The following is a 21,146-nucleotide window of genomic DNA, read 5'->3' as shown; positions in this document are numbered from 1 at the left end:
CAGCCTCCCTCATTTCTCCGGCGTACCACTGAAAGGGATTGCGCTGTGTCTCGGATCAGAAGAAAGTCGCTGACGGCTGCTGCCCTCGTCAGCACCGTTCTCGCGGTCAGCATGCTCGGGCTGCCGAGCCAGGCCGCCACCGGCGGTGGAGCTCGCCCGGCCGCCGTGCGTGGAGGTGAGGCCACCGCCCGCACACCTGTCAACCACGACGCCCGCCGGCTGAGCGGCACGCCGCTGGTGAGGTCCGACCGCCGGCAGGTCAACGACCGCACCAAGGCCGACCAGGTCTACTACCGCAGTCTGGGCAGCCAGGCCGTCGTCGACATGGACTCGCTCACTCACACGGTCCGCGACCTCGGCCGGCTCGACGGGTACCTCACCGGGCGCTCCTCGGCCCCGGCCCGGACCATCGCCCTGCGCTACGTCCGGAGCCACCTCTCCGCGCTCGGACTGCACCAGGGCGACCTGAAGACCCTGCGGTTCCGGCAGGACTACGTCGACCCCTCGGGCGTCCACAGCCTGTCCTGGACCCAGGCCGTCCGCGGCGCGACGGTCTTCGGCAACGGCTTGATCGTCCGGGTCACCCGCGACGGTCGCGTCGTCGAGGTGCAGGGCAGCCCCGTGTCAGGGCTCGCCCGACTGGCCGCGGCCGCTCCCACCACCACTCGAGTGACGGCCAGCCAGGCCCGTTCCGACTCGGCCCGCAACGTCGGCACCAGCCCGGCGCGCGCCTCGGTCGAGGCGAACCGCGGCGGCTCCTCGCCGACGACGGTCTGGAGCAACAACGACTTCGCCAAGCGCGTCTGGTTCCTCACGCGCACCGGCCTGCGGCCCGGCTGGTCGACGTACGTCCAGACATCGACCGGTGGTTACCAGCACGTGATCGACGCGGCCGACGGTCGCGTCCTGTTCCGTCGGTCCACCACCGATGACGCCAACGGCGACGCGTTCGTGTACGACAATTACCCGGGCGCCGCCCAGGGAGGCAAGCGAAAGGTCGTCAACTTCTTCAAGAAGGGCTGGCTACCGAAGACCGCGACGTTCCTCCAAGGGAACTCCGTCACGGCGTTCTCGGACGTCAACGACGACAACGCGATCAACCCCGGCGAGACGACGCCGGTCCCGGGCACCAAGGGCGGCGCCCAGTTCGACCTGAAGACGTTCGGCACCGAGGCGTCGAGCTTCTGCCAGGACTGGGTGTGCACCTGGAACCCGAACGTCGTCGGCTCCTGGCGGGACAACCGCGAGGAGGCCACCACCAACGGCTTCTATCTCGCGAGCAACTTCCACGACTACCTGCAGAAGCCGCCGATCAGCTTCACCCCCGCGGCCGGTAACTTCACCGCCCAGGGCGGTGACCCGGTGATGCTCAACACGCTGGACGGTGCGGACACCAACAACGGCATGCCCGACGGCGGGCACATCAACAACGCCAACATGAGCACGCCGCCGGACGGCTTCTCGCCGACCATGCAGATGTACCTGTTCCACGTCCCGTTCGCCACGGACGCGCAGGACGGCTTCGTGCCATCGACCGGTTCGCTGGAGGCCGACGTCGAGTACCACGAGTACACGCACGGCCTGTCGAACCGCCTGGTGATCGACGCCCAAGGAAACTCCACGCTGAACGACATCCAGGCGGGTTCCATGGGCGAGGCGTGGAGCGACTACTACGCGATGGACTACCTCGTCACGAACGGCTTCTTCAAGGACACCAAGAAGTCGGGTGACCTGCTCGTCGGCAAGTACGTCGCGGCCGACCAGCACCTGATCCGGACCATGGCCATCGACTGCGCGGTCGGAGCCTCGACTCCGGGCTGCGTGTCGGGCTTCGACCCGACCGTCAGCGGCGGCTACGTGTACGGCGACTTCCCGAACGTCGCGGGCGGTCCCGAGGTGCACGGCAGCGGTGAGATCTGGGGCCAGACGCTGTGGGACCTGCGCACCGCGCTGGGCCACGACGTGGCGGACAACCTGATCACGCGTGGGATGACGCTCTCGGCCGAGGATCCCGACTTCCTCGACATGCGCAACGCCATCCTGCGTGCCGACCTGGTCGCCTACGGAGGCACGTTCGCCGACACCATCTGGCAGGTCTTCGCCCACCGCGGCATGGGCTTCTTCGCCGGATCGGTCGACTCGGCGGACGCCGGCCCGGCGAGCGACTTCCACGTGCCGCCTCCCCCGGGTACGCCGCACAACGGGGTCGTGTCCGGCATCGTGACCGACACGGTCACCGGCGACCCGATCGCCGGCGCCGTGGTCCAGGTGACCGGACAAGGTGACCAGTACTCGACCACCACGAACGCCCAGGGTCGGTACGCGATCGGCGGCCTCGTGGTCGGGACGTACGCCAAGGTCGCGGCGAGTGCTCCCGGCTACTTCGGGGCCGCTCAACCCGGCCAGGCCGCCTCCGGCCCGCCCACGTTCGGGACGAGCTTCAGCATCGTGCACGACTGGGCCGCCACCTCCGGCGGCGCGGCGGTGGCCGACTTCAACGGTCCGGACTTCTCCGCGTTCGGCTGCGGTCCGAATGGTGCCTTCGACACCAGCCTGACGTCCGGATGGGGTAGCACGACCGGTGACGATGCCGGCACCCCGACGAACCAGTTCATCGACAAGTTCGTGGTCGTGAAGCTGCCGCAACCGGTGGACATCACCGCGTTCGAGATCGACCCGTCCGCCACCTGCGGGGACGGGCTGAGCGCCTCGACGAGCGAGGTGACGATCGCCGTGTCACCGGACGGGAGCACCTATACCGACGTGTTCGACAACACCGGGAACGGGTTCACCCACGCCGACGACGGTCGCCTCAACTCGGTGACCCCGACCGGCCCGGCGGACGGCGTCCGGTTCGTCAAGCTCACCATCCACAGCAACCAGACGCCGTCGTTCAGCACCAGCTGTCCGAACGGCGCGTTCTCCGGTTGCGCGTTCACCGACCTGACGGAGCTCGCGATCCTCGGATCGCCCAGCGCCTGATCGTCATCCGCTGACCACGAGGGCCCGGACCGTTCGGTCCGGGCCCTCGTGCGTCACGGGTCAACCCGGGAGGATCATCCAGAGGCCGGCGAAGCCGCGACGAAGCGGCCGTGGCGTACCCCCTGATCGCAGCGGAACCCGCACATGCTCGTGGGGACGGTCAGGCTCCGCCGCCGGTGAGCTTCTCGCGGAGCGCCTGCAGCGCCTCGTCCGAGGCGAGCGAGCCGCCGGACTCCTCGCCGGTCTCCACCTCTTCGGTCGAGCCGGAGGAGTACGTCGTGGCCTCGCCGGCCTCGACCTCGGCCTGCTTGGCCTCCTCCTGCTGCTTGATGTGGGCCTCCCAGCGGGCGTGTGCCTGGGCGTACTGGTCCTCCCAGACCTTGCGCTGCTCGTCGTAGCCGTCGAGCCACTCGCCCGTCTCCGGGTCGAAGCCCTCGGGGTAGATGTAGTTGCCCTGCTCGTCGTACGTCGCGGCCATGCCGTAGAGCGTCGGGTCGAACTCCTCGGCGTCCGCGGCGGTGGCGGTCTCGTTGGCCTGCTTCAGCGACAGCGAGATCCGGCGACGCTCGAGGTCGATGTCGATGATCTTGACCATGACGTCGTCGTTGACCTGGACGACCTGCTCCGGGATCTCCACGTGGCGCTCGGCCAGCTCGGAGATGTGGACCAGGCCCTCGATGCCCTCCTCGACGCGGACGAACGAGCCGAAGGGCACCAGCTTGGTGACCTTGCCGGGCACGATCTGGCCGATCTGGTGGGTGCGGGCGAAGTGCTGCCAGGGATCCTCCTGCGTCGCCTTCAGCGACAGCGAGACGCGCTCGCGGTCCATGTCGACGTCGAGCACCTCGACGGTGACCTCGTCACCGACGGCCACGACCTCGCTCGGGTGGTCGATGTGCTTCCACGACAGCTCCGAGACGTGCACGAGCCCGTCCACACCACCGAGGTCGACGAACGCGCCGAAGTTCACGATGGAGGACACGACACCCTTGCGGATCTGGCCCTTCTGGAGCTGGGTCAGGAAGCCGTGGCGCACCTCGGACTGGGTCTGCTCCAGCCAGGCGCGACGCGATAGCACGACGTTGTTGCGGTTCTTGTCGAGCTCGATGATCTTCGCCTCGAGCGTCTGGCCGACGTACGGCTGCAGGTCGCGCACGCGGCGCATCTCGACCAGCGACGCCGGCAGGAAGCCGCGGAGTCCGATGTCGAGGATCAGGCCGCCCTTGACGACCTCGATGACGGTGCCCTCGACGACGCCGTCCTCCTCCTTGACCTGCTCGATCGTGCCCCAGGCGCGCTCGTACTGGGCGCGCTTCTTGGACAGGATCAGCCGACCCTCCTTGTCCTCCTTCTGGAGCACCAGGGCCTCGACCTTGTCACCGACGCTGACGACGTCGTTGGGGTCGACGTCGTGCTTGATCGACAGCTCACGCGAGGGGATGACGCCCTCGGTCTTGTAGCCGATGTCGAGCAGGACCTCGTCTCGATCGACCTTGACGATGGTGCCATCCACGATGTCACCGTCGTTGAAGTACTTGATGGTGCCGTCGATCGCGGCGAGGACGTCCTCTTGGGACCCGATGTCGTTGACCGCCACCTGGGGCGCGTCGATTTCCGCGTAAGCGAAGGTGCTGCTCGTCATATGGGAGGTATTTCCTTGGATGGGTGGAGTTGTGGGCGGGCACGCGTGAGGTCCTGGCCACTACCATCGGGGTCTCCGCGGTCGACCACGGTGTTTGAACTGCCGACCACAGTGTTGAGATAGCGAGCCGGTGTCCGCTCCGTTCGGGACGTCGGCAGACTCCAAGCGCCTTGCGAGTCTACGCGGAGCGCGTGTGACCCGTCCAACTCACGCGGACTGCTCGGGAGGTCGAGCGCCTCCGCCGCTGTCGTGATGAGTTGTCGCGCCCGAACCCGTCATACCTGGTGCGGACACGACAACGGGACACGACGAGGCGGAAGGATGACTGATGAGTGCTGACACGCTGCTGAAGGAGCTCGGCATGAGTGGTCTGACCGAGGTCGACGAGGCGGCGTTCTCGGAGCTGGCGGAGCGACACCGGCGGGAGCTGCACGTGCACTGCTACCGGATGCTCGGGTCGTTCGAGGACGCCGAGGACACCGTGCAGGAGACGTTCCTCCGTGCGTGGCGGCGGCGGGAGACCTTCGAAGGACGGTCGACGTTCCGGGCCTGGCTGTACCGGATCGCCACCAACGCCTGCCTGGACCTGCTCGCCAAGCGCCGGCCCGAGCCCGCGACCGGCGGCGAGGTGCTCTGGCTGCAGCCCTACCCGGACGGTCTGCTCGACGAGCTGCCCTCGGGCGACGCGGACGAGCCGGAGATCGTCGCCGTCGCGCGGGAGACGATCGAGCTGGCGTACGTGGTGGCGGTCCAGCACCTTGCGCCGCGTCCGCGGGCCGTGCTGATCCTGCGCGACGTGCTCGGCTGGCCGGCGAAGGACGTCGCGGAGCTGCTCGGGGACTCCGTCAACTCCGTGAACAGCGCGCTGCAGCGGGCCCGCGCCGGCATGCGGGAACACCTGCCCGCCGAGCGGCAGGACTGGACCGGTGGCGGGGAGGACACGGAGACGCGCGAGCTGGTACGACGCTTCACGGACGCGAGCGTGGCCACGGACATCGACGCGCTTGCCACGATGCTGCGCGACGACGTGCGCTGCTCGATGCCGCCCACACCGGGTCTGTACGTCGGCCGCGACGCGGTGGTGAACGACTGGGTCGAGGACGGGTTCGTGGGCATGAAGGGTCTGCGCGGCGTGCCGACCTCCGCGAACCGGCAGCCCGCCGTCGCCTTCTACCTCTGGCGGGAGTCGGAGGGCGCGTACCTGCCACTGACGCTCGACGTCCTGCGCGTCACCGGCGGCGCGATCACCGAGATCATCACGTTCCACGACGACCAGTTCCCGCGGTTCGGGCTGCCGGAGCGCCTGACATGAACCGCACGCATGACATCGAGGTCGCCGCCGACCGCGCGTCCGGGCCGACCAGCGACACCCACCGACTCCGCAGGCTCGCCGTCACCGGCTCGATCGCCACGCTCGCGGCGATGGTGGCCACCACCTTCGCCGCTGCGCTCGGTCGGGCCGTCGGCGTCGACTTCGAGGTCCCCGAGGGTGGCGAAACGATCCCCGTACCCGGATTCGCCGTGGTGACGGGCTTCTTCTCGCTGGTGGGCGTCGTCCTTGCCGTTGCTCTTGTTCGTTGGAGCGCTCGCCCCGCCGAACGTTTCGTGTGGACGGCGGTGTCGCTGACCGTGATCTCGTTGGTCCCGCCGTTCCTCGTCGGTGCGAGCGCCACCACCACCGCCGCCCTCCTCGGGCTCCACCTCGTCGCCGCGGCGGTGATGATCCCCACCCTGGCGCGGAGCCTGAGCACGTGAATGCTCGTCGTCACCTCGCGCCGGCCGACCGCATCGGTTGGCGTCATGTCCACGTCACGCGCCTCCAGCAGGGGTAGCGCCCTCACGTCGGCGGGTGGGTGTCTCTTGCGCGCCCTACGGCAGCCCGTGGAGATCCCGTGTCCGAGCGATGGCCAGCAAGTGCTCGTGGGCCTGATCCGCCACGGGGTTCTCGCCACGCCTGACCGCGAGGTCGACCAGGGCCCAGAGATCGGCGGCGCGGGCCAGGCTCTGCGCCTCCGCCGCCGTCCCGCCGCGACGGTCGCACCAGGCCGCCAGCACGGCCTCGGCGTAGGGCGGCCGGCGGTCGAAGCGGAGCAGGTTGCCGAGATCGGTGAACGGATGGCCGGAGTGGGCGAACTCCCAGTCCAGCAGCCCGGTCACGGTCAGGGTCTCCGGGTCGACCAGCATGTTCTTCGGGTTGGCATCGGAGTGGACCAGGCAGGTGCGTCCCACGGTGTCGAGGCGCGACTGAGCCTCGGCGGCCACACTCTCGAGCCCGGCGAGCAGGTCCGGGTCCCACCCCAGGCTGCCGGCGTGCACGTCGACGAACCCGGGCAGGCCGTCGGTCACGCCGAAGTCGCCGATGGTCAGGTCGGCGTCGACGAACGGCCCGGCCTTCAGGGTCGGCATCCCCGCGAGGTCGGCGAGGAGCTCGCCGAAGTGGCAGCCGAGACCGGCCGTGGCTGAGTCGTCGAGGGTCGGCAGCAGGAGGTCGCCGCGCTCCCCGGGGAGGAACGACGTGACCAGGAGGCCGGGTCGGGCCGCGGCGGTGACGGCACGACGTACCTCCAGGACGTCGGGCACCGGCGCCAGCCCGCGCACCAGCCGGAGCACCGCCGCGTCGATCTCCGGGGCCGCGTCGTCGCGCCGCCCGGGCGGATAGATCCGCACCACCGAACGCTCGCCCGCCGCGTCGGCGACGAAGGTCTGACCCGACCAGCCGCCGGCGAGCGGGGTCAGGTCCGAGAAGTCCACGCTCCTCACACTCCCACACGGTCAGGAAGGCGCCAGTAGGGTCGCGAGCGTGGAGGACCACCTGCCGCAGCGTGTGCGCGTCGAGCGCCGTGCGGTCAGCGAGGAGGAGTCGCGGCTGGCCAACGGGCCGGACTGGGACCGGTACGCCGACGAGTACCAGGCGACCCATGGCGGGTTCCTCGGCAACACCGGGTTCGTCTGGGGTCCCGAGGGACTGACGGAGGAAGAGGCCGGGGTGCTCGGTGATCTGGCCGGGCGTGACGTGCTGGAGGTCGGCTCGGGGGCCGGGCAGTGCTCCCGCTGGGTGCGCGTGCACGGCGGTACGTCGTACGGCCTCGACCTGTCGGCGCGCCAGCTCCAGCACTCGCGGCGCATCGACGAGGAGAGCGGCATCGCGGTGCCGTCGGTGCGGGCGACCGCCACCGCGCTGCCCTTCGCGGACGCCGCGTTCGACGTCGTGTTCTGCTCGTTCGGCGCGATGCAGTTCATCGCGGACCTCGACATCGCGGTCGCCGAGGTGGCCCGGGTGCTGCGGCCGGGCGGCCGCTTCGCGTTCTCGATCACCCACCCCACCCGCTGGAGCTTCCCCGACGACCCCTCGGAGGCCGGGCTGACCGCGACGTCGTCGTACTGGGACCGCACGCCGTACGTCGAGGTGGACGACGAGAGCGGGGGCGTGGCCTATGTCGAGCACCACCGAACGCTCGGCGACTGGGTGGCCGTGCTGGTCGGGGCGGGGTTCCGGATCGTGGCGCTGCTCGAGCCGGAGTGGCCCGAGGATCACGACCGTGTCTGGGGCGGGTGGTCGCGGGAGCGCGGCCGGCTCACTCCGGGGACGGCGCTGTTCGCCGCCGACCTGGACCGGTGACCCACCGGCGTCAGCTGGGCAGGAACTTCACCGAGCGTCGACGAAGGGCGAACGCACCGAGACCCAGCCCGCCGAGCACGATCGCGAGCAACGCCCGCGCGACGTTCTGGGAGCCCTGACCGTTGCTGCCGTTGATCTCGAAGTCGTAGGCCATCAGCCCCATGGAGCCCGCCGGCGCGCCGTAGATCATCCCGTCGGTGTGAGCGCGCTTCGCGCCCTCGGCCAGGGTCGCGTAGAGCTTTCCGTACTGCTGGGCGGTGTCCTGCCCGGCCTGGACGATCTTGACCACGCCTCGCTCCGACAGCTCGTTGGCACCGTTCTTCAGCTTCGGAGCGCCGACCCGCGCCTGCTGCATGCCGTCCGCGAGCTGACCGCTGCCGTCGGCGGCAGTGTTCAGACCGTCCGAGAGCTGGTGTGCCCCATCGTCTAGCTGGCCGAGGCCGTTCGACAGCGCCGTAGCACCGCACCTCAGGGTCTTGGTGGGATCACAGCCCGGGGTCGGCGATCCGAGCCCGGCCAGGATCTGTTGGCGCAGCGTGTCGACCAGCAGCGGGATGCCGCCCCGGATCGCCAGCGCGGCCTCGCGGATGCCGCAGTCGTCGGCTGTGGTCTTGGTCCGCTGCGCGGCGGCGCAGTCCTTCAGAGCGTGGGGGTTGGACAGCCCAGCACGCAGCTGGTCGAGCCCCGCCCCCTTGTTCAGCAGCTGCGTATCGGCCTTGTCGCCGATCGTGGTCAGGCTGGTCCGGAGCAGAGACAGCTGCTGGTCGAACAGGTCGCCTGATCGGGTGCTGTCGAACAGCCTGGCCAGAGCGTCGACGTCCTGCTGGCAGGTGGCGTCGTTCTGGCACCCGATGGTGGCCTTGATCGTCTCCAGCTTCTTGAGGATGAGGCCCTCCGTGACGACCGTCACGTGACCGAGCACGATCGGGTTGTCCGTCCGTATCTGGGACTGGCTCTGCCCGACCGACTGCGCGAGCGCCCTCACCGCGTCGATCGCCCCGCAGTTCTTGGGCTCCTTGCCGGCGACGGTGGCCGCGAGACAGTCGTTCCCCGGGCCTACCTCGAGTCCCTGCTGGATGGCGTTCAGCCCGCCGAGCACGGTCTTCTTGGTCGGGGGGTCGTTGACGGTCCCGACTCCCTGCGCGATCTGGGTGAGGGCGCCCAGCAGCAGCTGGTACTTCTCGTTGTGCGCCAGGGTGTTCGGCAGGACCGACAAGGCGGTGTGCAGCTTGGTCAGGCCGGCGGTGAGCTTCTGACCCCCGAGGTCGGCCTGACTGGCGCCGTCGGCCAGTTGCGCGGCCCCGGGCGCGGCCTGGCCGGAGAGCCCGTCGTTCAGCTGGTGGGCGCCGTCGTTGAGCTTGATCAGCCCGTCGAGCAGCCGCCCGGCACCGTCACGAAGCCGCAGGAGGTTGTCGTTGATCGTCGTGGCGCCCTCGGCCAGCTTGTCCCCGGTGTCCGCCCCCGTCTGATAGCTGTCGGCCGCCGTCGCAAAGGTCGGGTTGGTCAGGGGGTCCACCGGTACCGCCGTGAACGAGACCGGCGGAACCAGGCCATCGGTCAGGTGCGCGGTGTAGCCGAAGGACACCTTGTCGGCGCCGATCGGCGGGAACAGCGTCAGGAGGTACTCCATCTGCGTTCCGCCGTGACCATCACCACCCATGCTCGCCGCCACGGACTGCACGTTGGAGAAGTTCTTCGGCAGGTCGAAGACCACCGTCCCCACGATCGGAATGGGAACGTACCCGGTCTCGGTCTTGGTGCCACCTGCGCCATCGGTGAAGGTGAGCGGCACCTGCTTGGTGGTGAGGTTCATGACCGTGTAGGTGACCTCGACGTCACCGGTGGCGCCGACGAGATCGCCGGCAGAGACCTTGTGGCCGTCGAGCACGTACTCGACATCGACCGACAGCGGGAGCTTCGACGAGTCGAACGTGCTCACGCTGCGGTCCTGCGCGACGCCGTTCACGTCGTAGTGCTTCTCGATCGCGCCGTCCTTCGCATCCGGGCTGCCGAAGCCGTTGAGGTTGCGCAGGCCGTTGGTGTCGACGGGGTTCTTGACCGTGACCGATCCGTCGCCGGTCAAGGTCAGCTGCTCGTAGATGCGCGAGCTATCGATTCCTCCGTCGGCGTTCAGGTAGGTCTGCACGGTCTCGGTGTTGACGGTGGATACGTCGCTCGTGCCAGTGTCGGTGGCGAAGGCCGAGCCGGGGCCGAGCCCCGCGACGGCCGTGACCGCGAGCACGGCGGTGAGCCGCGTGGCGCGCCCGGTGAGTGGGGCCTTCATCGAGCGTCTCCCCGCATCATCTCGCCGAGCCGGGTCTCTTCCGCGGGCTGCCCCTCGGAGGTCGTCGAAGGTGGGGGCGGGGGCGGTGTGGGGTTGCCGTCCACTCGCTCATCGGACTCGGTGTTCTGCGGTGCGACGAGAGCGGCCGCGAAGAAGCCGAACGCGACCGCCAGCAGGACGCTCGTCGACGTCGACAGCGATGTGCTCAACACCTGGCTAGGAGCTTCGATGTAGGTCGTCTCGTAGCTCCCCGTCAGGACAGCGGCACCGAGGAGGGTGCTCCACAGGGGGATCCGGTCACGACTCAGCGCAGCGGCCAAGCTGCAGATCGCCACCACCAGACCGACCGCGATCGCGTGGCCAGCCGCCGTGTCGGGAAGGAACCCGGCGCGCAGGAGGTAAGCCAACCACGAGGCGGAAAAGCCCACGAGAAACCCGATCAGTCGCCACTGCGGCGAGCGATGCGGGACGAGGGCGATCACTGCGCCGCTCGAGGCACCCATCAGGGCGACGGACTCAACGTCGAGGCCGAGGCTCGAGCTCAGCAAGACGAGGACGACGGCAGCGACGACGAGCACGCCGCCCGTGAGCAGGGTTGTGCGCACGGTTCTCCCTCCCGAGCGACACGCATCAGCACGCCGCGCGACTCTTCCACGGCGCATCCCGCGGCGCGGATGGGCGGAGAATATACCGAGCCAGGAGGTCTGACGAACCGACGAGTAACCTCGGGTGCCGCGGTCCGTCTCGGCGGGTCTGCCGGAAGCGCCCAGGGCTCGATGACTGAAACCCGAGGGATTCGTGCACGCGTGCGCCGCTGCGTGCGTGAGCAGTCATTCAGTCATCTAGGCTGCCGCCCATGGCATCGGCAGCGGGGTCGTCGAACGCTGCCGCGAAGCTCCGCGGCAGCGGCGGGGTGGCCCTCGCGATGCTGGTCCTCAACGTCACGACGTACGGCTTCACGATCGCCTCGGCCCACATCCTCGGGCCGACGGACTACGGCGCCCTCGCGGCCTGGATGAACCTGCTGCTGGTCGTCAACGTCGGTGCGCTCGGCCTCCAGGCGACCGCGGCCCGCCGCCTCTCCTCGGGCGAGCACGACCTGGACGACGTGGAGCCGCACCTGGTCCGGCTGACCCTGGTCAGCTCGATCGCGCTCGGCGTCGTCCTGCTGGCGCTGACTCCGGTCATCAACGTCACGCTGCAGCTCGACGACCTGCTGATGGCCGCACTCCTCGGCGTCACCGCCGTGCCGCTGACCCTGGTCGGAGGCCTGACCGGCATCCTCCAGGGTGAGCGGCGCTGGGGCGCCCTGTCGGCGGTCCAGATCTGCATCGGCGCCCCGCGCCTGGTCGTCGGCGTCGCGCTGATGGCGTGGCGGCCCGAGCCCCGCTGGGGCGCGATCGCCGTGGCGGTGACGATGATCGTGCCGGTCGTCGTCGGCCTGCACGCGCTCCGGCACCGGCACCTCCGCCCCGGGGTGGAACGCGAGGGTCTCCGCTCCCTGGTCATGGAGATGGTCCACAACTCGCAGGCCCTCCTCGCGTTCTTCGCCGTCAGCAACGTCGACCTGATCGTGGCTCGGCACACCCTGGACTCCCACGACGCGGGGCTCTACGCCGCCGGGCTGATCATGGCCAAGGCCGTGCTCTTCCTACCGCAGTTCGTCTCGATCGTCGCGTTCCCCTCGATGGCCTCCGGCGACAGTCCACGGACGTTCGTGATGGCGGTGGGTGCCGTCATCGCCCTGGGGGCCGTCGCCACACTGGGCACGGCCCTGCTACCCGGGCTCGCGCTGATCTTCGTGGGAGGCTCGGAGTACGAGGGGGTCCAGTCGCGGTTGTGGATCTTCGCGGTGCTCGGCACCGTGCTGGCCGTCTTGATGATGGTCGTCTACGCCCTGCTCGCGCGGGGCCGCCAGCGCAGCGTCTACCTCACCTGGGTCGCGCTCGCCGCGATCATCGGGTTCGGACTGAAGGTCCACACCATCGGCGACCTGCTCACCGTCGTGATCGCCGTGGACACGGTCCTGGTCCTGGTGCTCCTGGTGGCCCACCAGCGCAGCGCCGGAAAGCCGATCCGCGCCGGGGCCGTGACCGAGCCGTACCCCGCCGGCTGACGTCGAGGTGGCGCGCTCAGTGCGCCGCGTCGTGCCAGGATCGGCCGGTGCCGACCGAGACGTCGAGCGGCACGGCCAGGTCCGCCGCGCCGCCCATCTCACGGCGGACTATCTCCTCCAGCTTCGAGCGCTCACCCTCCGCCACCTCGAACACCAGCTCGTCGTGCACCTGGAGCAGCATCCGGGATCCCAGGCCGGCCTCGCGGATCGCGCCGTCCACGTGGAGCATCGCGACCTTGATCAAGTCGGCCGCGGAGCCCTGGATCGGGGCGTTGAGCGCCATCCGCTCGGCCATCTCACGCCGCTGGCGGATGTCGCTGCTGAGGTCGGGCAGGTAGCGCCGTCGACCGAGGAGGGTCTCGGTGAAGCCGGTACGGCGTGCCTCGTCGACCACGCCGGCGAGGTAGTCGCGAACGCCGCCGAAGGTCTGGAAGTACTCGTCCATCAGCCCGCGGGCCTCGCTCGGGTCGATCCGCAGCTGCTGGCCGAGCCCGAAGGCCGAGAGGCCGTAGGCGAGGCCGTAGTTCATCGCCTTGATCTTCGCCCGCTGTCCCGGCGTGACCTCCTCGGCGGGGACACCGAACACCCGTGACGCGGTGATGGAGTGGAAGTCGTACCCGGACTTGAACGCCTCGATCAGCCCGGCGTCCTCCGACAGGTGGGCCATGATCCGCATCTCGATCTGGCTGTAGTCGGCGGTCATCAGGCAGTCGTAGCCCTTGCCGACGACGAACCCCTCGCGGATGCGTCGCCCCTCTTCGGTGCGGATCGGGATGTTCTGCAGGTTGGGCTCGGTGGACGACAGCCGCCCGGTGGCCGCGATCGTCTGGTTGAACGTCGTGTGGATCCGGCCGTCGGACTGGACGGTCTTCAGCAGGCCCTCGATCGTCTGCCGGAGCCGGCTGACGTCGCGGTGGCGCAGCAACGCCATCAGGAACGGGTGCTCGGTCTTCTCGTACAGGCCCTGCAGCGCATCGGCGTCCGTCGTGTAACCGGTCTTGGTGCGCTTGGTCTTCGGCATGCCGAGCTCCTCGAACAGCACGACCTGCAGCTGCTTGGGCGAGCCGAGGTTGATCTCCTTGCCGATCACCCGGAAGGCCTCGGCCGCCGCGTCGCGGACCTCGGTGGCGAAGTGGCTCTCCAGCGACTCGAGGTGGTCGAGGTCGACGGCGATGCCGGTCTGCTCCATCGATGCCAGCAGGTCGACCAGCGGCAGCTCGACGTCGGCCAGCAGCCGCGCGCCACCGGTCTGCTCGATCTCACCGTCGAGGGTGTCGGCGAGGTCGAGTACGGCGCGCGCGTGCAGCATCGCCGTCTCCGCAACGCCTCCCCCGCTCGCGTCGTCGTCGAACAGCAGCTCCTCCTGACCTTCGTCGGCCGACCCCTGCTTGAGCTCGCGCTTGAGGTAGCGCAGGGTCAGGTCGGCCAGGTCGTAGGAGCGCTGGTCCGGGCGCACGAGGTAGGCCGCGAGGGCGGTGTCGCTGACCAGCCCCTTGAGCGGCCAGCCGCGCGCGGCCAGAGCCAGGATCGGACCCTTGGCGTCGTGGAGCACCTTGGCCCGGCTGGGGTCGCCGAGCCACGTCATCACGGCGGCGTCGTCCTCGGGCGTGACCTCGGCGGCGTCGATCCACGCCGCCTGCCCGTCGGCCGCGGCCAGCGCCAGCCCGCGCACCTCACCGGTGCCGGCGCCCCAGCCACCGTGCACGGTCAGCCCGGTGCGCGTCTGCGCGCCCGCGTGCTCGGCCAGCCAGTCGGCGGCCTGGCCGCCCGCCAGCGTCGCGCCGGAGAGCTCGAAGCCCGAGTCGTCGATGTCGTCGTGCTGCACGTCCCACGACTCCAGGAGGCGCTCGCGCAGGACCCGGAACTCCAGCGAGTCGAAGAGCGTGTGCACGAGCTGCCGGTCCCAGGACTGGGCCTCGAGGTCGGCCGGCGCCACCTCGAGGTCGAGGTCGCGGACCAGCGCGTTGAGTCGCCGGTTGCGGATGACGTCGGAGAGGTGCTCGCGGAGCGCCTCGCCCTTCTTGCCGGAGATCTTGTCGGCGTGGGTGATCACGCCCTCGAGCCCGTCGTACTCCTTCAGCCAGCGGGCCGCGAAGCCGGGACCCACTCCGGGGACGCCGGGCAGGTTGTCGGAGGTCTCGCCGACGATCGCGGCGAGCTCGGGGTAGCGCTCGGGACGCACGCCGTACCGCTCCTCGACGGCCTCGGGTGTCATGCGCGCCAGCTCCGAGACCCCCCGCATGGGGTACAGCACGGTGGAGCTCTCGGTGACCAGCTGGAAGGCATCGCGGTCGCCGGTCAGGATCAGCACCTCGTAGCCCTCGGCAAGGGCCTCGGTGACCAGCGTGGCGATGATGTCGTCGGCCTCGTAGCCGTCCTTCGCGAGGTGGATGATGCGGAGCGCGTCGAGCACCTCGTTGATCAGCGGCAGCTGGCTGGAGAACTCCTCGGGCGTCTTGTTCCGCTTGGCCTTGTACTCGGCGTACTCCTGGAGACGGAAGGTCTGGCGGGACTTGTCGAAGGCGACCGCGATGTGGGTGGGCTGCTCGTCGCGCAGCACGTTGATCAGCATCGAGGTGAACCCGAAGACGGCGTTGGTGTGCTGGCCGGTGGTGGTCGAGAAGTTCTCCACCGGCAACGCGAAGAAGGCGCGGTAGGCCAGCGAGTGGCCGTCGAGGAGCAGCAGTCGAGGCCGGGACGTGGTCTCTGCATCGGGCACCTGCCGACTCTATCCAGAGCCTCCGACAGCCGGGTGCGGCCCATCCGGCAGGATGACGGCATGCACGACGCCAGGGACGACGACCGGCTGCTCGCGGCGTTCATCGCCGGCGACGACGAGGGCATGGGCGCCCTCAACCAGAAGATGGGCGTGAAGATCGTCGAGGCGTCGGCCGAGCGAGTCGTCGCGACCATGCCCGTCGAGGGCAACACCCAGCCCTACGGGCTGCTCCACGGCGGAGCGTCGGTGGTCCTGGCCGAGAGCCTCGGCTCGCTCGGGTCCGCGATCCACGCCCACCCCGACCGGATCTCGGTGGGCGTCGACATCAACGCCACCCACCATCGCGCCGCGACCGGCGGGCTGGTGACCGGAGTCGCGACCCCCCTGCACCTGGGACGGAGCATGACCTCCTACGAGGTCGTGATCACCGACGAGCAGGACCGGCGCGTGTGCACCTGCCGGATCACCTGCGCCCTGCTGCCCAAGGCGCGAGACTAGGGCGTTCCTCTCCGTCCTCGGCCGTCGCAGCAGGCCACGGGACAGGCGGGACAGGAAGACCTGCGCTAGCTCCCGGCACCGGACCGCGCGTGCCGCAGGCTGCGGCGTACGGCGAGCACCTGCGTGACCTGCTTCGCGACGGGGTAGCGGGCCACCAGCTTCGAGCGGACGGCCGGGGTCGGCGCCATCCGGAGCACAGCCTGAGGACCGAGCGCGAGGCGCGCCATGAATCGGTTCGCCTCGCGTGAGCCGGACGCGGTCGCGGTGCCCACGTGCCCGATGCCGAACTCCTCGGCCCAGGTCACCGCCGCCTCGACCAGCGCCTTCCCGATGCCTCGGCGGCGGAAGGCGGGCACGACGGCGGCGTTGTGCACCTGGAGGACCGGCTCGGGGTTCACCGGTGAGTAGGTGCCGGCCTTGAGGAAGGCCGCGCCGGCGAACTCACCGTCGAACTCGGCGACGACCAGCCGTTCTCCGGGACGGTCGACGAGCTGCTCGATGGCGGTCGCGAGGTCGTGCAGCTGCTCGTCCGCGCCGCGACGAAGGAACGGGGCCCAGAGCTCGGCCAACAGTTCGACGTCGGCCAGGGTCGCGTCCCGCAGGCTGAGCAAGGACCGACTCATGCGGTCCTCCTACGAATTCCGGGGTGGTTGACGAGGGGGCGAGGCGTTTTCATCCGTTGACCTCCGGGCCGACGAAGGAACGGCACCATCCGGTCCCCCCGTCGATGCCGCACCGGCAGACTACGCTCAGTCAGCCCCGTTTGTCCCCGCCTCTCGAGGAGTCATGTGATCGCCGGTTCCGGCACCGCCGTCAACGTCGTGACGGTGCTGGTCGGGTCCTCGATCGGCGTGCTCGCGGGCAACCGTCTGCCGGACCGCACGCGCGACCTGGTGACCGACGCCCTGGGCCTGGTGACCCTGCTGATCGCGGGGCTCTCGGCGGTCGCGGTGAACGACCCGGCGTTGGCCGCGAAGGTGGGGCCGCACGCTCCGTTGCTGATCGTCCTCGGGTCCCTGGTGGTCGGCGGCATCGTCGGCTCGCTGCTGCGCCTGGAGCAGCGCGTCGAGAGCCTCGGCGGGCAGCTGCAGCGACGGCTGTCGGGTGAGACGGACTCGGCAGAGCGGGCGCGGTTCATCGAGGGGTTCGTGACCGCGTCGCTGGTGTTCTGCACCGGCCCGCTGACGATCCTCGGCTCGCTGTCCGACGGGCTCGGCCACGGGGCGGACCAGCTCTACCTGAAGGCCACGCTCGACGGGTTCGCGGCGATCGCCTTCGCCGCGTCGTTCGGCTGGGGGGTGGCGGCGAGCGCCCTGACCGTGCTGGTGGTGCAGGGCGGGATCACGGCGTTCGGCGCCCTGCTGGGCGACGTACTCCCGGACGCGGAGCTGGCCGCGATCACCGCCGCCGGCGGGCTGATGCTCGTGGGCGTGGCCCTGCGGTTGCTCCGGATCCGCGAGATCGCGGTCGCCGACCTGCTCCCGGGCCTCGTGGTTGCTCCGCTCCTCGTGGAGCTGGTGGCTGCGTTCCGCTAGAGGTCTCCACCGAGGTACGCCGCCTTCACCGACTCGTCGCCGGAGAGCTCCGCGCCGGTGCCCGAGCGGACGATCTCGCCGGTCTCGAGCACGTGCGCCTGGTGCGCGCGACGTAGCGCCTGAGCGGCGTTCTGCTCGACCAGCAGCACCGTGGTGCCCTGCTCGTTGATCTCGGTGATGATCGAGAAGATCTGCTGGATCAGGCGCGGCGCGAGCCCCATCGACGGCTCGTCGAGGAGCACCAGCCGCGGGCTGGCCATCAGCGCCCGGCCGATGGCCAGCATCTGCTGCTCGCCGCCGGACATCGTGCCCGCCGACTGGCTGACGCGCTCCTCGAGCCGCGGGAACAGTTGGAAGACCCGCTCGAGGTCTTCGCGGTAGGCCGCGGTCCGGCGGTCCGTGCGTACGTAGGCGCCCATGTCGAGGTTCTCGCGCACCGTCATGCCGGGAAAGCATCCCCGCCCCTCGGGTGACTGGCTGATTCCCAGCTTGACCCTCTCGTACGGCGGCAGTCGGGTGATGTCCTTGCCGTCGAAGACGATCTTTCCGTCGCGGACCTTCCGCAGCCCCGAGATCGTCTTCAACGTGGTCGTCTTGCCGGCGCCGTTGGCACCGATCAGCGTGGTCACCTCGCCCTCGGTGCAGCTGAAGGAGATGTCACGGATCGCCTCGATGTGGCCATAGTTGACGCACAGGCCCTCGACCTCAAGAAGCATCTTCGTCGTCCACTCCCAGGTAGGCCGCGATCACGGCCGGGTCGTCGCGGATCTCGGCCGGTGGGCCCTCGGCGATCTTGCGGCCGAACTCCAGCACCACGACGCGGTCGGTGACTCCCATGACCAGGCGCATGTCGTGCTCGATCAGCAGCACGGTGTAGCCGTCGTCGCGGACCTTCCGGATCAGGTCCATCAGCCGCTGCTTCTCGGCTGGGTTGAAGCCTGCTGCCGGCTCGTCGAGACAGAGCAGCTTCGGCCTGGTCCCCATCGCCCGGGCGATCTCGAGGCGACGCTGGTCGCCGTACGAGAGATTCTCGGCCAGCTCGTTCGCGCGACCGCCGACACCGACGAAGTCGAGGAGCGCGTAGGCCGCCTCGATCGACTCGGCCTCGGTCCGGCGGTGGAGCGGGGTGCGGAGGAGCGCGTTGAACAGCCCGACCTTGCTGTTGGCGTCGACACCGACCAGGACGTTCTCGAGGGCGGTCATGGACTTGAAGAGCCGGATGTTCTGGAATGTCCGCGCGATCCCGAGCTTGGTGATCTGGAAGCGCTTCATCTTCGCCAGCGGCCTGCCGTCGAAACGGATCTGGCCGCTGGTCGCCTGGTAGACGCCCGTCATCACGTTGAAGCACGTCGTCTTGCCCGCGCCGTTGGGCCCGATCAGGCCCAGGATCTCGCCCTCCTTGATGTCGAAGGAGACCGATTCGAGTGCCGACACACCTCCGAACCTGATCGTGACGTCGTCGACCTCGAGCAGTGCCTTGCGGGTGTCGGTGTCAGGCATCGATGACCTCCCCTTCGAGCTCCTCGACCTCCGCCTGGGCGCGCAGAGCGCGCCGGGTCCGCCGAGGAGGCAGGATGCCTTGGGGCCGGAACGTGACGATCACCATCAGGCTCAGACCGAAGATGAGCAACCGGTAGTCGCTCAGAGTCCTGAATCTCTCCGGCAGGTAGGCGACCAGGACACCGCCCAGGATCGCCCCCCACCGGTTGCCGGCGCCACCGATGATCACGGCGGCCACGAACAGCATCGACAGGAGCAGGGGGAAGGCGTCCGGGCTGATGAACCCGCCCTGCCCGGCCGCGAGCAACGAGCCGGCCAGTCCGCCGATGGCTGCCCCGAGCATGAAGGCGAGGAGCTTGTAGCGGAAGGTCGGCACCCCCATCAGCTCTGCGGCGTCCTCGTCCTCGCGCGTCGCCTCCCACGCCCGGCCGACCCGGCTGTTGTTCACCATCATGTCGGCCACGAGCACGACCAGGATGAACGTGAGGATCAGCCAGTAGTAGGGGATCGCGTCGAGCACACCGAACGTGAGGAACGGCGTCTTGTGCAGGTTGTCGACCGACGGCACCAGACCGTTCCAGGCGAGGTGGGGGATCTGGAACAGCCCGTCCTGGTCGGTCCCGATCGGGTCGGGTCCGATGCTGGGTGGCGGCGGGATGTTCTTGATGCCTGCCGCACTGCCCAGCCAGGGGGTGTTCTTGGCGACCAGGCTGATGATCTCGCCGAAGCCGAGAGTCACGATGGCGAGGTAGTCGCCGCGCACCCGGATGGCTGGAGCCCCCAACATCAGACCGCTCACCGTGGTGACGATCATCGCGCACGGCAGCACCAGGAAGAAGGGCCAGTGCCCGTGCTGGGAGGTCAAGACGCCCGTCGTGTAGGCGCCCACGGCGTAGAACCCGACGTACCCGAGGTCGAGCAGGCCGGCGTAGCCGATCACGATGTTGAGGCCGAGGGCCACCAGTGCGAAGGACGCGGCGCTCGCCATCACTCCGCCGAAGTCGGAGGCGGGCGTCGTGATGAACGGAGGCTGGATCAACGGCAGGGCGTAGGCCAGCAGCACGCCAAGGGCGATCATGACGACGCGGCTCAGACGGGATCGCAGGAAGGACGGCAGCTGGATCTGGAGCGGACGTCCTGACCGGCGCGACGAGCGGGTCGACCCCGGCGCGGTGGTGCTCATGCGCGTGCCTTCCCGAGGGACTCGCCGAGGATGCCGGTCGGCCGGACCAGCAGGATCAGCACCAGCAGCACGAACGTGACGACGTCCTTCCACTGCGTACCGAACACCGCCGAGCCCCAGTTCTCCATCACGCCGAGCAACAGCCCGCCGATCAGCGCTCCGCGGAGGTTACCGATGCCTCCCATGACGGCCGCGGTGAACGCCTTGACACCGATCAGGAAGCCGGCGTCCTGGCGAGTGGTGCCGATCCGCAACATGTAGAGCGTCGCGGCGGCCCCTGCCATCAGGCCACCGATCAGGAACGTCGTGCGGATGACGCTGGTCGAGTTCACACCCATCAGGGCGGCTGCTTCGGGGTCCTGGGCCACCGATCGGATGCCGCGTCCCAGCCGGGTGCGGCGCACGATGACGTCGAGGGCGAACATCATCCCCAGGGCGGCACCGATCACCAGGAGGTCGATGTCGGTGACGCCGTACCCGGCGAACTCGAAGACCTTGTGGGGGTCGACCGTGACCGGCGAGGAGTAGACGTTGCGCGCCTGGGCGACGTAGCTCTCGAGATTGTCCTGGAGCCCGAACCAGCCCGCGAACTTGTCCCGGAGCCCCATGATCTCGGCCAGCGAGAACGACGCGCCGATGGAGGAGATCAGGATGACCAGCTTGGGCGACCCACGCCTGATCAGCGGTCGGTAGGCGAGACGTTCGACCAGGAGTGCGACGGCCGCGGAGGTCACCATCGCCACGATCGCGCACAGCCCCAGCAGGCCGAGGGTGCCACCCAGACCCTGGGAGACCGACGTCGTCCCGTGGACGAACACCGCGACCCAGGCCGTGGCAAAGGTCCCGTACATGAAGACTTCGGAGTGGGCGAAGTTGATGAGCTGGAGGACGCCGTACACCATCGTGTAACCCAGGGCGACCAGGGCGTAGATCGCACCGAGCGCAAGGCCGGTGATGGTCAGCTCGGCGAAGTGGCTGAACAGGAATCCGAAGTCCACCGTTGTCCCTCCGGTCGGGTGGAAGCCAGCGGTTGTGGCCGGGAGTCATGACTCCCGGCCACAACCTTGG

Annotated in this window: 17 protein-coding genes; 7 read left to right on the top strand and 10 right to left on the bottom strand. The window is 69.4% G+C overall.

The window, feature by feature from the left end; all coding sequences use genetic code 11:
* The first annotated feature begins 45 nt into the window (after window positions 1-45).
* The gene (locus VGJ24_RS17185; RefSeq protein WP_331501861.1) at window positions 46-2,982 is read left to right on the top strand and encodes a M36 family metallopeptidase; all 2,937 of its coding nucleotides are present in this window, start codon (window positions 46-48) and stop codon (window positions 2,980-2,982) included.
* Between the two features lie 160 nt (window positions 2,983-3,142).
* On the opposite strand, the gene rpsA is transcribed toward VGJ24_RS17185, so the two are convergent.
* Entirely contained in the window at window positions 3,143-4,624 is a 1,482-nt protein-coding gene (gene rpsA, locus VGJ24_RS17180) for a 30S ribosomal protein S1 (protein ID WP_331501860.1), read from the bottom strand.
* A 328-nt stretch (window positions 4,625-4,952) separates the two neighbouring features.
* Here rpsA and VGJ24_RS17175 point away from each other — a divergent pair, with 328 nt between their 5' ends.
* Both VGJ24_RS17175 and VGJ24_RS17170 read left to right on the top strand, forming a co-directional pair.
* On the top strand, window positions 4,953-5,936 hold the full coding sequence (locus tag VGJ24_RS17175; protein ID WP_331501859.1) for an RNA polymerase subunit sigma-70: 984 nt from the start codon (window positions 4,953-4,955) through the stop codon (window positions 5,934-5,936).
* The gene (locus VGJ24_RS17170) at window positions 5,933-6,379 is read left to right on the top strand and encodes a DUF6069 family protein (protein WP_331501858.1); all 447 of its coding nucleotides are present in this window, start codon (window positions 5,933-5,935) and stop codon (window positions 6,377-6,379) included. Before VGJ24_RS17175 ends, VGJ24_RS17170 begins: the two co-directional genes overlap by 4 nt.
* A 114-nt stretch (window positions 6,380-6,493) precedes the next feature.
* Here VGJ24_RS17170 and VGJ24_RS17165 read toward each other — a convergent pair whose 3' ends face one another.
* Window positions 6,494-7,375 (bottom strand): phosphotransferase family protein, encoded by an 882-nt coding sequence (locus VGJ24_RS17165; protein WP_331501857.1) that lies wholly within the window; start codon window positions 7,373-7,375, stop codon window positions 6,494-6,496.
* A gap of 49 nt (window positions 7,376-7,424) precedes the next feature.
* On the opposite strand from VGJ24_RS17165, the gene VGJ24_RS17160 reads away from it, so the two are divergent.
* Window positions 7,425-8,243 carry a class I SAM-dependent methyltransferase gene (locus VGJ24_RS17160; RefSeq protein ID WP_331501856.1) on the top strand — a complete coding sequence of 273 codons (819 nt, stop codon included), beginning with the start codon at window positions 7,425-7,427 and terminating at the stop codon, window positions 8,241-8,243.
* A 10-nt stretch (window positions 8,244-8,253) separates the two neighbouring features.
* Here VGJ24_RS17160 and VGJ24_RS17155 read toward each other — a convergent pair whose 3' ends face one another.
* Both VGJ24_RS17155 and VGJ24_RS17150 read right to left on the bottom strand, forming a co-directional pair.
* The gene (locus VGJ24_RS17155; protein WP_331501855.1) at window positions 8,254-10,527 is read right to left on the bottom strand and encodes a hypothetical protein; all 2,274 of its coding nucleotides are present in this window, start codon (window positions 10,525-10,527) and stop codon (window positions 8,254-8,256) included.
* Window positions 10,524-11,132: a hypothetical protein gene (locus tag VGJ24_RS17150; protein WP_331501854.1), complete on the bottom strand. Its 609-nt coding sequence runs from the start codon at window positions 11,130-11,132 to the stop codon at window positions 10,524-10,526. The genes VGJ24_RS17155 and VGJ24_RS17150 overlap by 4 nt, the downstream gene beginning before the upstream one ends.
* A gap of 251 nt (window positions 11,133-11,383) precedes the next feature.
* On the opposite strand from VGJ24_RS17150, the gene VGJ24_RS17145 reads away from it, so the two are divergent.
* Complete coding sequence (locus VGJ24_RS17145; RefSeq protein WP_331501853.1) at window positions 11,384-12,643, top strand: polysaccharide biosynthesis protein; 1,260 nt, start codon at window positions 11,384-11,386, stop codon at window positions 12,641-12,643.
* 16 nt (window positions 12,644-12,659) lie between these two features.
* Here the strand turns inward: VGJ24_RS17145 and polA are convergent, their stop codons facing one another.
* A complete protein-coding gene (polA, locus tag VGJ24_RS17140; RefSeq protein WP_331501852.1) occupies window positions 12,660-15,362 on the bottom strand; it encodes a DNA polymerase I in 2,703 nt (900 codons plus the stop codon).
* A 60-nt stretch (window positions 15,363-15,422) separates the two neighbouring features.
* Between polA and VGJ24_RS17135 the strand changes: the two genes are divergently transcribed.
* Window positions 15,423-15,860 (top strand): hotdog fold thioesterase, encoded by a 438-nt coding sequence (locus VGJ24_RS17135; protein ID WP_331501851.1) that lies wholly within the window; start codon window positions 15,423-15,425, stop codon window positions 15,858-15,860.
* A 65-nt stretch (window positions 15,861-15,925) separates the two neighbouring features.
* Here VGJ24_RS17135 and VGJ24_RS17130 read toward each other — a convergent pair whose 3' ends face one another.
* A complete protein-coding gene (locus tag VGJ24_RS17130) occupies window positions 15,926-16,483 on the bottom strand; it encodes a GNAT family N-acetyltransferase (protein ID WP_331501850.1) in 558 nt (185 codons plus the stop codon).
* A gap of 165 nt (window positions 16,484-16,648) precedes the next feature.
* Between VGJ24_RS17130 and VGJ24_RS17125 the strand changes: the two genes are divergently transcribed.
* Window positions 16,649-17,395, top strand: a complete 747-nt coding sequence (locus VGJ24_RS17125) for a DUF554 domain-containing protein (protein WP_331501849.1) — start codon at window positions 16,649-16,651, stop codon at window positions 17,393-17,395.
* On the opposite strand, the gene VGJ24_RS17120 is transcribed toward VGJ24_RS17125, so the two are convergent.
* Genes VGJ24_RS17120 through VGJ24_RS17105 form a run of 4 tightly spaced genes read right to left on the bottom strand, consistent with a single transcriptional unit; the run spans window position 17,392 to window position 21,076 of the window.
* Entirely contained in the window at window positions 17,392-18,111 is a 720-nt protein-coding gene (locus tag VGJ24_RS17120; RefSeq protein ID WP_331501848.1) for an ABC transporter ATP-binding protein, read from the bottom strand. The two genes, VGJ24_RS17125 and VGJ24_RS17120, sit on opposite strands and share 4 nt — an antisense overlap.
* The gene (locus VGJ24_RS17115; RefSeq protein ID WP_331501847.1) at window positions 18,101-18,895 is read right to left on the bottom strand and encodes an ABC transporter ATP-binding protein; all 795 of its coding nucleotides are present in this window, start codon (window positions 18,893-18,895) and stop codon (window positions 18,101-18,103) included. The genes VGJ24_RS17120 and VGJ24_RS17115 overlap by 11 nt, the downstream gene beginning before the upstream one ends.
* Window positions 18,888-20,078, bottom strand: coding sequence for a branched-chain amino acid ABC transporter permease (locus tag VGJ24_RS17110; protein WP_331501846.1), 1,191 nt, complete (start codon window positions 20,076-20,078; stop codon window positions 18,888-18,890). Before VGJ24_RS17110 ends, VGJ24_RS17115 begins: the two co-directional genes overlap by 8 nt.
* A complete protein-coding gene (locus VGJ24_RS17105; protein WP_331501845.1) occupies window positions 20,075-21,076 on the bottom strand; it encodes a branched-chain amino acid ABC transporter permease in 1,002 nt (333 codons plus the stop codon). Before VGJ24_RS17105 ends, VGJ24_RS17110 begins: the two co-directional genes overlap by 4 nt.
* Window positions 21,077-21,146 lie beyond the last annotated feature (70 nt).

It is taken from the genome of Nocardioides sp., from assembly GCF_036493135.1.
In the GTDB taxonomy this organism is placed as follows: Bacteria; Actinomycetota; Actinomycetes; order Propionibacteriales; family Nocardioidaceae; genus Nocardioides.
This window is presented reverse-complemented; position numbering and strand designations above follow the sequence as displayed.